The sequence below is a fragment of the Acidimicrobiales bacterium genome, from assembly GCA_041394245.1.
Taxonomy (GTDB): Bacteria; Actinomycetota; Acidimicrobiia; order Acidimicrobiales; family Aldehydirespiratoraceae; genus JAJRXC01.
This window is the reverse complement of sequence record JAWKIR010000002.1, coordinates 2021627-2035373: the sequence shown is the minus strand read 5'-3', so window position 1 is coordinate 2035373 and position 13747 is coordinate 2021627. Positions and strand designations below refer to the sequence as shown.

Below are 13747 nucleotides of genomic sequence, written 5' to 3'. Positions count from 1 at the left end.
ACGGGTTCACCGACTACATGCGCGACTACGAGATCTACGTGTATTGCACCGCGGATCCGAGCACGGGAATCGAGCCCGAAACCGTCAGGCTGCTCTTCAAACATTGCGTTGCTGCAACCTTCAGCACAGCAGTGTCACCGGAGACGTGGTCCCAGTCGCTCGATGACCGGCTCACCGACTACGAGCCCGGCGTCGACCTCGACGGATACGTCTGGGGTGTGAAGTGGCAGGTCATGTACCCGGGCGGGACGTACGTCCCCGATTCAGCGACCGCGGCAGAGTGGTCTGAGTCGCTCGGTCTCAAGTTCCACGAGGTCAGGATCGAAACGAATGGTCACAACATGAACCTGGTGTTCGCCGAGCTCCTCTCGGAGGTCGTTCAGCCGGGCCACGCGCCGTTCAGGGTCGAGGCTGCTGGACCGGACTGCAAGATGCCGTGGGGCTCATCTCCGGACTGAGACTGTTCTGTGGCCCGAGCAGCCGAGCCGAGCTGGACTACCAGGTCGGCCAACGGTCATCCTCATAGAGCCCGAGGTGCTCGGTTTCGCGCACGAGTTCGTCCATGACCGCTGTTGGGCTGCCGGCGACGACGTCATTCCGAAGAACCAGCTTCGTTCCTCGCTCGACGGGCTTGCCCTCGTGGAGCAACCCGTGATCGAACAAGACGATCCGGCCGGGTTCGACCGCAATGGTCTCGCCATCGATGACGGTCTCGCCTCCGACGCACCCACCAGTCGGCAGATAGGCGAGCAGCGTCAGAAGACTCCGACGCGACGCATCCGGCCGCCATGGTTCATCTTCGTGCTCGGAGAACGTGCCGCCCATTGAGTAGGAGTAGAACCGGCTACGTGGATTGCATCCGAGGAAGCTCCACTCGTCGATCGGTGGATCGAGTCGGGGCATACCAGGGCCACTGAACCACTCGGCAGGCCGTCCGAGGTACGGCGCGATCGCGTCCCAAAGGGCTTCCGCGATCTGTGGGGACTCGACGACAGCTCGTTGCCGTGCGGTGAAGGCACCCCGGTTCAAGTCCTGCGACTCGAAACTGGCAGTCCGAGCTAGCGAAGTGAGGTCGTCGAGCGTCTCGGGTGCCAACGCGCCGTCGAGAACGAGGATGTCATGTCGGGAGCGTTCGGCCTTCACGAGTCCAGCCTGGCACGAGCCTCACACTCTCAGACGTGAATTCGCTTGCTACCGGAGCTTCTGTCGCCAGTCCGGTGCCCACAGGAAACGCACATCGTCGTGCTGCATCGGGCCGAGGAATCGGGTTCGTCCGTCCTCGTCGACGATTTCGATCTCGTACGCACCGTCGTACACCTCGACAATCGCACCCGTCGCTCCTCGCAGTGCGCCCTCGGACGCATGACGATCCGTGGTCACCTCCACGGTCGAGTAGTTGGGCCATGGGAGCGGATGCTCCCGCCAACGCGCAACGAGGTTGTCGGGCATGGGTCCCCACTCGTGCTCGAGGTCAAGGCCGTCGGGGAGACCGAAGACGCTTGGGTCGGGAATGTTCAATCTGTGTGGCATCAACAGCGCCCCGAGGGCAGCCGCCACCTCCATGTGACGCTGATCGTCGAAGGCTCCGAAAAGGCTGTTGTAGGCGAGGTCGGTTGCGTCGGCGATCGCCTGGCGAAGCGCAGTGCTGGCCTCGGTGTCGAGTTCGAGACCGAGATCGGCGTCGGGCTGGCTGATCAGAGGTGGCGGGCGGTCGTGCCATTCCCCGAAGGAGTGCTCGTCAATGGTCATCCAGTCCCAGAGGTGATCGACGAGACTCCGGAGTTCGTTGTGGTCGATGCCCTCGATCTGAAGCCAGTGTTCGAAGCATCGAAGCGCCCAGGCCGACTGTGAGTGTTGGTGCTCCTGCAGCAGCATCAGGCCGAAGGGGCCGGGGGCACGCGGGTCTGATCGCCATGTGGAGGACTCCACCAGGATGCGCGTCACGAGCGTTCTGGAAAGGGCATGGCTGACGCCGGGCTTCCACGGCATGTCGACCCTCTCGACTCGAGCAGCAAGTCCCTTCACGTAGCGAGCGATGTCGCCTTCACGGGTGAAGTCGTGGGTCGTGCCATCGTCCTCGGTCAGCTTGAACATCGGATAGTCGCCCATACTCGCCCAATAGACCTCGGTGATTGTCCCTGTGACGACGGCGAGCGGCAGTCGATCAGAGCCGAGATGCCGCCAGAACTTTCGGCTGCCGATGAGGTAGGGCTTCGGCGCGAGCCCCATGTCTGGACGTGCCCCATCTTTGCTGACTGCCTTCATTGCTTCGACCCGGTCAGTGTCGGCGTGGAGGTCGTAGATCACCTCCATCCCGTCGCTCGCTAGCGTCTTCCTCACGCTTCCAGAGTGGCAGGTGTCGCCGGAGCTGCCGTCGAATTCGCTCGGATGCTCGCCGGCGCATCCCTACTTTCATCCCTACTTTTGGGTCGGAGTAGGGATGATCAGCGGTCAGCAGCGGACAACACGATCCAGCGTTTCCCCAGGTCAGACACCACAAAGAGCCGCAGCGGTCGCCAGTGGATAAGTCTCGGAGAGACCCACGACATCTTCGAAGGCACCGAGCAGATCCAGCAGCTCGTGATCAGCCGGGCGATCTCGGGCCTGCGCATCGAGTAGTCGGCTACGCCGCCTCGAGCGCGGCCGCGGCGGCAGTAGCGATCTCGATCAACGCGTCGGCACGACGCTGCTCCGGTGTCCGAGTCGGCCCCACCGGATCGAAGGTTTCCGCATCGATCAACAGGAGTTCCGCCTCGGCGCGGAACAGTGCGCGCATGACGGGCCCCGCCTCCTCTGGGCTCATGGAGAGACCGAAGCGAACCATCCCGCTTTCATCGTCCTCGCTCGTATCACACTTGGACAGCGTCGCCAGAAGCGTTCGTGCCGATTCTCCGAATGCCGTTGCGTCGTTCATTGTCGTCTCCTCGCACGTGGTTGGTTTGCCCGAGAACGTACGGCTCGGGTGTGACACCGACCGACTGCTGCCGTGGGCTAGTTGACATTGTCAACAAGATTAGTAGAGTTCAAAGGTGAGCCGGAAGACGCATCCGAAGAAGGAGATTGAGAAGGCTCTTCGCGAAGCCGAGCTTGCCGGGCTGACCGTGACCGATTCGTCCGGGCATGGTCACTCGACACACGTGATCAGCGGTGACCAGCCGCATCCGTTCCGGGTGTGGTCGACCCCGAAGAGCGCGGACAACCACGCCAAACAGATCCGACGACACATTCGTCGCAACACCTGAATCGACATGCCATGAACACTCACAATTTCATGCTGATCCTCAACCGCCCGATCGACGAGGCAACCAGCGACCTGCTGTTCGAAGCCGGTCTCGACGACGCCGCGGTCACTGCGTTCGACGGGCACCCGGCGCTCGATGTCGACCGTGACGCTTCCACCCTTCTCGATGCCATCGCGTCTGCCATCACCCAGGCCGAGTCCGTGGCGGGGATCCAGGTCATGCGGGTGGAGGGAGAGGAGTTGGTCTCCCAAGCCGACATCGCAGAGCGCACCGGCCGCAGTCGCCAAGCCGTGAACCACTGGATCAAGCGGGACGCCGACAGCTCCGGGTTTCCCGAGCCGGCCTATGGCACCTCGACGCGCTCGCCGCTTTGGCGTTGGGTCGACGTGCAATCCTGGCTCGAGCCCGATGCGGACACCGACGATCGGGGACGGATCATCGCCTTGGCCAACGCGACCCTGCTCACTCGTCGCAACCTCAACGATGACGACGAGCGTCGCCTGGTCGAAACGCTGCTCGCCGCAGGCTGATCCTGGAGGATCCCTACCTGAGGCGGTTCAGCCCCACGACGATGGGGTTCAGCAGAGCCGATGGCTCGGCCGAAAGTGACGTCGCCTTGGCGAAGAGCGACCGCACCTCCTTCTCCGCCAGGTCCGCAGGACCTGCCGTTGTGTCTCGGCGCTTTCCCTACGGCCGGGAGGTGGAAGCGGGTCGCCGACCGTCGGGCGCCTGATTGTCGAGTGCCGGCACTAACGTTCCCGGCGCGCTACTTCGCCGATGATGCCGCACGAGACGCTCTTGGCGAACACCAACATGGGCGACGGTTCTGGGGGCTGCTTCGGCGCGATACTCGGGGAGTGCAGAGATGGTCGATCGCGGTGATCTTGGCGGTCATCGTCGGGGCGGGATGCAGTTCGGCCCCGAGCGGAGGAGCGCCAGATGAGATCTCGTCGACGAGTACGTCCACGACGTCGGCCGTCGACGGCGTGAGTGCCACACTTCCGCCGGAGCCGGACGTCGACCGCTACTGCCGCGACTCCGCTGAGGTACGCGAGCGCACCGTCGAGTCGGGATACGCCTATGGCGGCGACTGGGCGATCGATCTTCGAGCGGCGAACCGGTTTGCGCCGGCAGATCTCGCCGAGTGGAACGAGGCCATCATTGCTCTGCTCCAAGAGATCGGTCCGCCGCCAGCGGGTCAGGAGCTCGATCTCAGTATCGGCGTCTTCCCTGGGGAGGATCTCACGGGCCTGGTCCAGGCTGTCGGGCGACATCAGGAGCTGTGCGGCGGTGAGTTGGGGGCCTTCTTCGGCGTTGCCTCACCTGCACCCGTCACGATTCCCGCTCCCCCGCCACCGTCCAGCGTCGACCCGCTCGTGCCGACGGTGCTCCATCTCAGCAGCAGAGGGGTGACTCCGGATCTGCCGTTCGGTTCGGATCCCGACACCGTGATCGCTGCGTTCGAAGCCGATCTCGGCGTCGCCGATGCCGACACCGGATGGCAATCGGGCGGGTACTGCGACACGGAACGCATCGTGAGATGGGGTGGTCTGTCTCTGGTGTTCGCGAAGCAGCCACTCGCCGGCGAGGAGGGGTTCAACGGATTCATCCTTGACGGGCACGCTCCCGTCGGCGTCGACACTCCCGCGCAACCCGGCGAGTCTCTCGCGGCGATTCGTGACGAATACGGAGAGCGCGTGGGTCCGATCCGAGACCTTCGAGCCGACTACTTCGGCATTCTGGCTGTCCTCGAGCCCGTCGACCCGATCCCAGGACAGGTCGAAGGGCTTGTCATGTGGCTCCACGAATCCGATCTCGACACCATCACCACCGTCAAAGGCGGATACGCCTGCAGCGACTCCTGAGAAGATCCGCCGCAACCGGGCGAACCGTCGATCGAAACGACGCTGAAGTGCGCGTCCGGCAACCACGCCCAGAATCGAACAGTGCCGCCCACTCGAGTTCGGCCCTACTTCAGTGCGTGATATTCGCAGCGCGACCGTCGCGTCGGACCCGCCCACGAGCCAACATTGCCGAGCGCGCTGCCAACACTCCTGAGGACCGTCGCGGCAGGTGGTGTCCCTAGTTCTGTCCCTAGAAACTGCCATCACGGGGCTCAGTTCGGATTGGCCGGATGGACGGTGAAGCCGTGAACGCCCTGCTCACGGTCACGCAACGCCACGCGCTGGACACCCGGGCAGGACCCACGACATTTTCGAAGGCACCGAGCAGATCCAGCAGCTGGTGATCAGCCGGGCGATCTCGGGTCTGCGGATCGAGTGATCTGAAGACGTCGCCGCGGGGACGTCTTCAGGTGCTCAGTGTTCGATGTCCAACGAGATGACCTCGACGGTGTCATCGGGCCGGAGATCGGCGTAGACGGCGACGAAGGGCACTGTCATTCCCGCGGTGATCATGATCCGGATGTGGGTGTCCGGCGCCGGGATCGTGTTGCCTTCGTAGTCCTCGGCGAGTGTGTCGATGATCGCGGTCAGGTCGTGGAGCACGAAGTCGGCCGTGGACGGCTCGCCGCGTGCAGATCGTTCGTCGGGGAGTAGTTGACGAGGCGATCGAAGACTTGGGGAAGTACGACGACGCGCCGCCGCGTCACTTCTGGTCGGCGCGTTCGGCGCCGAGTCGCTTCGCTGTGTCGAAGATGCGACCCCGAAAGTTCTCGGGGATCTCCTCGGGGTCGGTCACGATCCGGTCACGGAACGCCCTGGCTCGCTGATCCGGCGTCATGGCATCGAGCTCTTCGGCGGTGAGGGTCTCGTACTTGTCGGCCATGGGCACGACGGTACCGTGCACGCATCGTCAGGAGCTGGACGGCGATGTCGACAACACAACGCCCACCACGAGCCAGCGTCATCACCACGGCACCGGGCGGGACCCATGGCATCTTCGGCGGCACCGGGGAGATCCAGCAGCTCGTGATCAGCCGGGCGATCTCGGGGAGTTGGTCATCAGCCGGGTCATCTCCGGCCTGCGCATCTGAGTAGCCCCGAAGCGTCCCCGCGGGGACGGCGTGGCGCAGCTGAAGGTGGTCACCGCCTCATCGCATGGAACGGCAGAGACCCCCGCCGCTGAGCACTCAGTCGAGCGCCGGGCCGAGGTGCTCCTCCATCGCGCCGAGGTCGATGCGGTTGAGAAGGTTCGAGAACGCCATCCACGAGGCGAGCGCGCTCACGTCGCTCATGTTGGGCGGCAGGATGTCGGGCGGGGCCACCACACCCTCCTCGGCCAACCCGGCCAACACACCGATCTCGCCGATGGCGAGCTTGCCGGTGAAGAGCAGCGGGAGGCGCTCGAGCCGCCCGCGGCGTACGGCGAGACGCATGAAGTCGTAGACCTCGAGGAATCCCCGGCTGTAGGCGAGGTCCTTCGTGAACGGACCGTCGACCGGGGTGCTGCCGCGGAACACTCGAACGGACGACGCCCACGCGTCGGGGTCGGAAAGGCCTTCGCCGCGGAACCACCGGAAGATGTCGAGGAATGTGGCGCCCTGTTCGGCCATCTCGATCGCGATGATCCGTCGGGTCACCTTCCGGAGCCGCTCCGGCGTCGAGGAGAGCGTGGTGATCTCGGTGAAGACGGCCAGGCCCTCCTGGGTCGACGTCGTCGAAGGCGTCCCCTTCCCGAGAAAGGTGCACCACGGCTGCCGTCGGCCGTTGAGCGTCGTCGCGACGTGGACCCAGCCCTCGTGGACTTCGAGGACTCTGAGGTCACGAGTGGAGAACATCGCGTCGGCTCGCAGCTTGATGTAGTCGCCGCCGGCAGCGGCGTCGGCCACGATCCCGTCGTCGAGGATGATGCGAACCTCGCCTGCGCCGCACAGGTCGGCCAGCCGGCTCGAGAGGATCTCCACGGCCTCGGCCGCTGTATGGGGCTGATCCTCGGGCGGCTCCCACGTGCCGGAGTCGATGTTGCCGAGAGCCTCGGACATCAACGACCCGAGACTGGCGAGATCGGGCCCGCCCGGATGCAACACGTCGCGCGTGCCGCCGTAGAGCTCGGCTGCGATCGCAGCGAACGCCGGGGTACCCCTGGCCTCGAGGAGGTCGATGACCCGCTGATACTCGGCGATTCGAGCCGTCAGCAGATCGCCGACCGGCGCGTGGCCGAGCTGCTTGCCGACCCGGGCCCCCAGGCCGGCGAGGGCGCCGCGGAGCTCCGCCGGATCGAAGCGGAGTGGTCGGTTCTCGACGTAGTAGGACCGATCGACCCTCGGTTGGGCCCGGGCCCCGCTCGCGAAGAAGTCGGCCGCGATCTCGTCGCCCCACGCGACCGCATCGAGGATCCGGATGGGTTGCTGGAGGGCAACCAGCTCATCGGAGAGCGTGCGAATCGTCTCGGATCCGTTCACCGGGACACCGATCGCGCACGACGCATCGGCGGTGAACTTAGCGACCTCAGAGCTCGACCGCGGTGATCGATTGCCAACTCGCAGCGCCAGGTGGGTGCCGATGGCGACAGCGGCGACGTCGATCAGGAGTCGGCTGTTACTGCCCGTGCTTCCGGAGGGATCTCGAAGTCCGATTCGGTAGGGGTGCCCCACTCGACCAGCTCGAAGCGCGATGACTCCCGTTGGCCGACGATGGTGACGCTGCTCGTCTCGAGGAGCAGCTGCACCTGGGTCTCGACATCGGTACAGCTCAGGGTGGACGTCTGTTCGTCGAACTCGATCGACACGCAGCTCGCGTCACGTCCTGCGATCCGGCGCAGTTCGGTGGTGGCGCCGGGCACGTCGGCGGTCGTGTAGCCGCCCGCCCAGTTGTTGACGGCCAGGGTCGACACCCGGTCGGCCGGGAAGCACATGACGTCGTCGGTCTGGTAGCCGACACATCCGACCGAGATCTCGCTGTCCTGGTACTGCATGAACCCGGCCTGCACCCAGAGCTCCCGGTCCCCGTCGACGGCGAGCGTCGATTCGACGACCAGGCCGGAGTTCAGGCTCTGCTCCCAGCGCAGGAAGAGCGGCTCGTCGATCACGGGGCCGTAGTACTCGTCGGGCGACGAGGCGTCGTTCGCCGGAGGATCGAACGTCGGGTCGACGACGTCCCCCGGCTCGAGGTCCGGTCCCGGGGCGTCGGTCGCGGGTGCGAACGGCGGTGCGTCATCGAGCACGAAGGCATCATCGGGGGTGTCGTCGGAACGGTTCGTCCACCACAACGCGAGGGCGGCGACGCCGACGGCACCGAGGAGGACGAGCACGGCGCCGCGGCGTCGTGGCGACTGTTGTGGTGGGGTCGCGGCATCCGGGCCCGCACCACTCGCTCGAGGAGCGCCCACGGAGCGCAGCGGCGCCTCGGCCGACGGCGCGATGCCGACGCGATCGCGGGCGACCTCGAGCTCGCGGCGCACTCGCGTCCGCTCGCCCGCCGACACGCCACGTGACCTGACCGAGAAGAGATCGACGAAGGTGGCATTGCGCCGCCGGCGGTACTGCTGGCGGAGGGCCAGGCGGGCGATCCGGTCGGGGAGCGGCCCCTCCTGCAGGACCGCGACGTCTCCCGCGAACGCCGGCGGCGGAAACAGACGGTCTCGCGCACTCGCCCAGCGAAGCGCCGCGCCATCGTGCACGACCACGGCGATGACCACACCGAGCAGCAGCCACGCCGGCATGTGCCCGTCGCGGGTGAACGACATCAGCCGGTCGGCACCGTCGCCCCGCCAGTTCACGGCCGCGTGATCGACGATCGGCACCACGATCAGCGCCAGGCCGGCGACGAGCGCAGCGGGACGGTGGCGGTGCAGCGAGATCAGGCCGACACCGACACCGGCCAACGCGGTCCATCCGGCGTGGGTGATCGCGTACTGACCGCTCGAGAGGAAGATCGGGAACAGCGTGCCGAGCAGCCCGTCGTCGAATCCCGATGCGGCGACCCGTGTGTAGAGCGCGTCCTCGTGGAACGAGAAGCCGGCACCGATGGCGAATCCGAGCACGAGGAAGTCCGACAGCGTGCCGTGGCGATGCTTCGGCCGCAGCAGCGTCGTCCACAACACCAGCGGAAGGATCTTGACCAGTTCCTCGGCGACGGGAACGACCCCCGCGGTCTGGAGGTTCCCGGGATCGAGGCGTCCTTCGGTGAACTCGGTCAGGACGTATGCCACCAGCGTGACCGGGAAGAAGCCGGTCAACCAGAACCGCAGGACTTCGCGAGACCCGACGGATCGGAGCGAATAGCTGACGGCGAGGAGCCAGCCGACGACGAACAGGTGATAGCCCGCCTGGCGACGGAAGTTGCCCCAGTCGGTGTCGGCGAGGCGGGACACCACCACCGCCACCATGAGCAGCGAGAACCACAGCGCGAGACGGTTCACGAGGGTGTAGCCGCGTTGGCCGGCGGTGCGCAGCGCCCGCTTCCAGTCGCCCCCGGTCACGTCGGTGGTCGATGCCGGCATCGTGGTCACGTCCACGGCCCCTTGCGCCCGCTCACTTGTCGCAGTCCTCGTCTTCTTCTTCGTCGTCGGACTCTTCCTCGTCGTCGGTGTCGTCGTCGTCCGGGGCGTCGCCACCCGGCTCGTCCGGGTCGTCGTTGTCGTCGGTGTCGTCGGTGTCGGGCGGAAGCTCGTCCTCCGTGATCGGAGGACCACCGGGGCCACCACCGCCGAAGCCGGGGCCCGCGCTTCCGGCGCCGGCGCCGGGGAGCCACGGAGAATTGGGCGCGCCACTCATGCTCAGGAGATCTCGAAGAATTGCCAGGAGGCCCACGGGCGTCACACTAGGCCGAGCCGCGCGAACGGGCGTCAACTGACCCTGCACCACTCGCCTGTGCGAGTCTGTCGCAACGCTGCGATGAAGAGACGACCGAAGGAGTTCAGCCGTGCGGATCGATGACCGTGTGGAGGTGCGCAACCAGGCGCTCACCTTGGCCGTCCCGCTTCCCGGCTCGGGGCTCTCGCTGCACTACCGCAGCGATCGGGGCCCGGCCCGCCGCGCGTCGTATCGCGCTCGACTGCCGCTGTCCGTGCCATCGGGTGCGGAACCGATCGAGAGATGGGATGTCTCGGTCGACATCGCCGGGCGCCATCTGACCGAGACCGTCGATGGTGCGACGAGCGTCTACCAGTTCGAGTGGGATGGCCGCGACGCGCAGGGCGACGCCGTTCCCGGCGGCCGTGTCGCGGTGCTCGAGGCCCGGCGCTCGGCGGCGGACGACACCCCCGTCGCTCGTCGGCGCGTGCGCCTCGGGCGGGTCGACCCGCGGACGATCGGCCTGGGGGGATGGACGCTGTCGGTGCACGACATCCTCGACCCGGAGACCGGCCGGGTGACTCCGGGGGGCGGCGGTCGAACGCAAAGGGTCAACCGGATCGAGGGCGGGCCCGATGCCCCGGTCGAGTCCACGGCCGAAGAGCTCCTCTGTCCGCGTCAGGCCGGCCGGTTCTGGTCGGTCTTCGGGCCGGAGGGCCATCGCCGGGTTGTCGATGCCGTGACGGGAACGGTCGCATGGCAGTTCACCTACGACGCCGACGGGCGATTGGCCACGGCGACCGACCGCGTCGGGCGAGGGTTGCGGATCGAACGCGCCGGATCGACGTTCACCATCTCCAGCCCGACCCGGGGCCTGCTCTCCGTTGCGGTCGATGCCGACGGCTGGGCATCGGGGATGACCACCGCGGCCGGATCGAGCGCGGTCTTCGAGGTCACCGACGACCGGGTCGTCGGCTGGCGCGACGCCGAGTCTCGACACACGAGTGTCTCCTACGACGATGGCGGCCGCGTCGCGTCGATCTCCCGACCTGCCGGACCGAGTTTCGAGCTGAGCCGCCGGGTGGACGGCGTCCGCACCGCCATCGTGCAGACCTCGCGCTCGGGTCGCGAGGCACAGTGGAGCAGCGATCGACTCGAGGAGGGCGGGTCCCACCGCGAGAACGACTGCTGCGGCAACACCGTCCCGCTGACGGCGGACCGACAGGGCGACGAGCTCGCCATCAGCCGCCCCGACGGCACGCGGCTCACGCGTCGTGGCCGCGGTACCGCCGCGTCGCCGACGGTGACGACGGTGACGACGCCGGGCGGGATCACGACGCTCGACGAACTGTGGATCGAGGTCGACCCCGAGACGAAGGTGCTCACCGAGACGCGCGTCACCAATGGTCGGACCCGCACGACAAGGATCGATCCGACGGGCCGCCGCATCACGACCGAGACCCCTGAGGGGCGGGCCGCCTGGCTGGGGCTGGACGACATCGGCCGCGTCGTGGCTGCCGGCGTCGGCGACACCTTGCTGCGCAGCATCAGCTTCGACGATGCCGGACGGCCGTCGCAGACCGCGGTGGGGGCGGTGCAGACGACGGCCACCTTCGATCCCGCCGGTTTGCCCACCGAACTTCGCACCGGACTCGGAGAGACCACCCGGCTCGAACACGACGCCGATGGTCGACTCGTCGCGCAGACCTTCGCCGACGGCGCCACGGTGCGGATCTCCTACGACGCCACAGACGATGTCATCGGTGTCCAACCCCCTGGGCGGCCGCTGACCTCGTTCGGCTACGCCGCACCGGGGCTGCTCGCGTCCATGACGTTTCCCGAGGTCGACGGGGCCACGGGAGTCCTGCGCTACTCCTACGACGACGACGGCAACGTCACCCGGATCGACCGTGCCGACGGACGGTCGGTGGAGCTGCGCTGGGACCTCGGCGGTCGCAACACCGAGATGCGGCTGATCGACGACACCGGCGCCGACGGGTCGTTCGGCTTCACGTACGAACCCGAGGCGGGGCGTCTGATCGAGACGTCGACCCCGCTCGGCGACTCCCACCGGTTCGGGTGGGACGGCCATCTCCCGGTGTCGGTGGAAGCGAAGGGGGTCGTCAACGGCGGGTTCTCCCACACCTACGACGCAAACCAGCAGATCGTCGCCACCTCGATCACCGGTACCGAGCCGGTGACCCACACATACGATCGCGACGGCTGGTTGACCGGCATCGGACCGCTCGTTCTCGAGCGTGACGACCGCGGCGAGATCGCTCGTCGACGGCTCGGGAACTGCACGGAGATCGTCGAGCGCGGGGCCGACGGTCGAGTCTCGAACCGATGGGTCACGATCGGAGATCGCGAGCTCTTCGCCGCGTCCTTCGTCTACGACGCGGCGGGACGGGTCGTGTCGAGCGTCGAACGCATCGAGGGCGAGGCCATCGAGCAGCAGTTCGAGTACGACGTGGTCGGCAACCTGGTCGGTCACACCCACAGCGACCTCGGCACCACGCGATTCGACTACGACGAGAACGGCAACCGCGTCCTGACGAGCGGGCGCGACGGCGAGGTGGCCGCCGAGTTCGATTCTCGCGACCGGCTCGTCGCCCACGGCGACGCGCGCGATCGCCACAACCTCGACGGGGAGCTGGAGGCCCGCACCGAGCCCGGAGGGGAGACGCGATTCACCTTCGACCAACTCGGGCGACTCGTGGGAGTGCAGCTCGCCGACGGGCGCACGGTGCGTCATCACCGCGACGGTTTCGGGCGGCGGATCGCGACGGCGATCGACGGCGAGCCGGTGCAGCGATTCCTCCACGCCGGGGCGTATCCGCTCGCCGAGGTGGACGGCGACGGGCGGCCGATCACGGTGTTCCTCCGGCGGCGCACCTACGGCCCGCCGGACGCCCTCCTCCGCGGCGACCACCGATACCTCGTGGTGTCTGATCACGTGGGCTCGCCCCGCCTCGTCGTCGACGCCGACTCGGGCGCGATCGTGCAGCGCCTCGACTACGACGTGTGGGGGCGGATCGTGGCCGACACAGCGCCCGGTTTCCAGCCGTTCGGGTTCATCGGTGGGCTCGTCGATCCGTTCACCGGCCTCGTGCACCTCGGCGCTCGCGAGTACGACCCGGCGACCGGGCGATGGCTCAGCACCGATCCGAAGATCTTCCTCGGCGGGGGCACGCCCAACCTCTACTGCTACGCCGACAACGACCCGGTGAATCGCTGGGATCCGACGGGTGCCGATGTCTGGCGCTGCGAGTCGCTGTCGGAGATCGGTTGGCAGGGAAAGCTCGGATTGAAGCACGAGTGGATCAAGACCGACTCGGTCGAGGCGGGCCTCGGTCCGCATCCGGTGAAGGGAGGGGCCGAGACGGCGGTCACCGATCAATCCGGCTACTCCGAGAAGCGCAAGGACTCCACCTGCGAGAAGATCGAGAACGTCGACGAGGAGTGTGTCAACGCGAGGTTGGCGACGCCCAACACCGCGCCGAACGGCGTGAAGTTCGGGGTCGATCTGGGCGCCTACACGCCGTGGAACCAGTGCCAGTCGGTCGTGGAGGACGTGCTCAGCTCCTGTGCCGGAACCTCGGAGTTCGGCGACTACGACACCTACTTCGAGAGCGGCGAGCTGCAGCACGCGCAGGGCAAGCGGTGGGAGGACTACTCCCCGGACATCGACTACACGCCCGACCCGGGCTACACGCCGAACCACGAGGAGTCGTCGTCGCTCTGGGACTGAGTGCCCGCGCTGACGAGTTGGTGTCGCCACCGGGGCGGCCATGAACGGCGCGGGTATCCT

General features: G+C 67.0%; 13 protein-coding genes. 5 read left to right on the top strand and 8 right to left on the bottom strand.

The window, feature by feature from the left end:
* Positions 1–17: 17 nt before the first annotated feature.
* Positions 18–458 (top strand): hypothetical protein, encoded by a 441-nt coding sequence (locus tag R2707_10210; GenBank protein ID MEZ5245459.1) that lies wholly within the window; start codon positions 18–20, stop codon positions 456–458.
* A 37-nt stretch (positions 459–495) separates the two neighbouring features.
* On the opposite strand, the gene R2707_10205 is transcribed toward R2707_10210, so the two are convergent.
* From R2707_10205 to R2707_10195, 3 genes are all read right to left on the bottom strand, one after another.
* On the bottom strand, positions 496–903 hold the full coding sequence (locus R2707_10205) for a 2OG-Fe(II) oxygenase (protein ID MEZ5245458.1): 408 nt from the start codon (positions 901–903) through the stop codon (positions 496–498).
* A 288-nt stretch (positions 904–1191) separates the two neighbouring features.
* Entirely contained in the window at positions 1192–2340 is a 1149-nt protein-coding gene (locus R2707_10200; GenBank protein MEZ5245457.1) for a DUF4926 domain-containing protein, read from the bottom strand.
* A 283-nt stretch (positions 2341–2623) separates the two neighbouring features.
* A complete protein-coding gene (locus tag R2707_10195) occupies positions 2624–2776 on the bottom strand; it encodes a hypothetical protein (protein ID MEZ5245456.1) in 153 nt (50 codons plus the stop codon).
* Positions 2777–3029: 253 nt separating this feature from the next.
* Between R2707_10195 and R2707_10190 the strand changes: the two genes are divergently transcribed.
* The 3 genes from R2707_10190 to R2707_10180 all read left to right on the top strand — a co-directional run bounded on the left by R2707_10190 (position 3030) and on the right by R2707_10180 (position 5107).
* A complete protein-coding gene (locus R2707_10190) occupies positions 3030–3242 on the top strand; it encodes a hypothetical protein (protein ID MEZ5245455.1) in 213 nt (70 codons plus the stop codon).
* Between the two features lie 11 nt (positions 3243–3253).
* The gene (locus R2707_10185) at positions 3254–3772 is read left to right on the top strand and encodes a hypothetical protein (protein ID MEZ5245454.1); all 519 of its coding nucleotides are present in this window, start codon (positions 3254–3256) and stop codon (positions 3770–3772) included.
* A gap of 456 nt (positions 3773–4228) precedes the next feature.
* On the top strand, positions 4229–5107 hold the full coding sequence (locus R2707_10180) for a hypothetical protein (GenBank protein MEZ5245453.1): 879 nt from the start codon (positions 4229–4231) through the stop codon (positions 5105–5107).
* A 453-nt stretch (positions 5108–5560) separates the two neighbouring features.
* On the opposite strand, the gene R2707_10175 is transcribed toward R2707_10180, so the two are convergent.
* The 5 genes from R2707_10175 to R2707_10155 form a co-directional block, all read right to left on the bottom strand.
* Positions 5561–5749: a hypothetical protein gene (locus tag R2707_10175; protein ID MEZ5245452.1), complete on the bottom strand. Its 189-nt coding sequence runs from the start codon at positions 5747–5749 to the stop codon at positions 5561–5563.
* A 100-nt stretch (positions 5750–5849) separates the two neighbouring features.
* Positions 5850–6029 carry a hypothetical protein gene (locus tag R2707_10170; protein MEZ5245451.1) on the bottom strand — a complete coding sequence of 60 codons (180 nt, stop codon included), beginning with the start codon at positions 6027–6029 and terminating at the stop codon, positions 5850–5852.
* Positions 6030–6333: 304 nt separating this feature from the next.
* Positions 6334–7605 (bottom strand): flavohemoglobin expression-modulating QEGLA motif protein, encoded by a 1272-nt coding sequence (locus R2707_10165; GenBank protein ID MEZ5245450.1) that lies wholly within the window; start codon positions 7603–7605, stop codon positions 6334–6336.
* 122 nt (positions 7606–7727) lie between these two features.
* Positions 7728–9644 carry a PrsW family glutamic-type intramembrane protease gene (locus tag R2707_10160; GenBank protein MEZ5245449.1) on the bottom strand — a complete coding sequence of 639 codons (1917 nt, stop codon included), beginning with the start codon at positions 9642–9644 and terminating at the stop codon, positions 7728–7730.
* Between the two features lie 31 nt (positions 9645–9675).
* On the bottom strand, positions 9676–9954 hold the full coding sequence (locus tag R2707_10155) for a hypothetical protein (protein MEZ5245448.1): 279 nt from the start codon (positions 9952–9954) through the stop codon (positions 9676–9678).
* 112 nt (positions 9955–10066) lie between these two features.
* On the opposite strand from R2707_10155, the gene R2707_10150 reads away from it, so the two are divergent.
* Positions 10067–13687 carry an RHS repeat-associated core domain-containing protein gene (locus R2707_10150; protein ID MEZ5245447.1) on the top strand — a complete coding sequence of 1207 codons (3621 nt, stop codon included), beginning with the start codon at positions 10067–10069 and terminating at the stop codon, positions 13685–13687.
* Positions 13688–13747 lie beyond the last annotated feature (60 nt).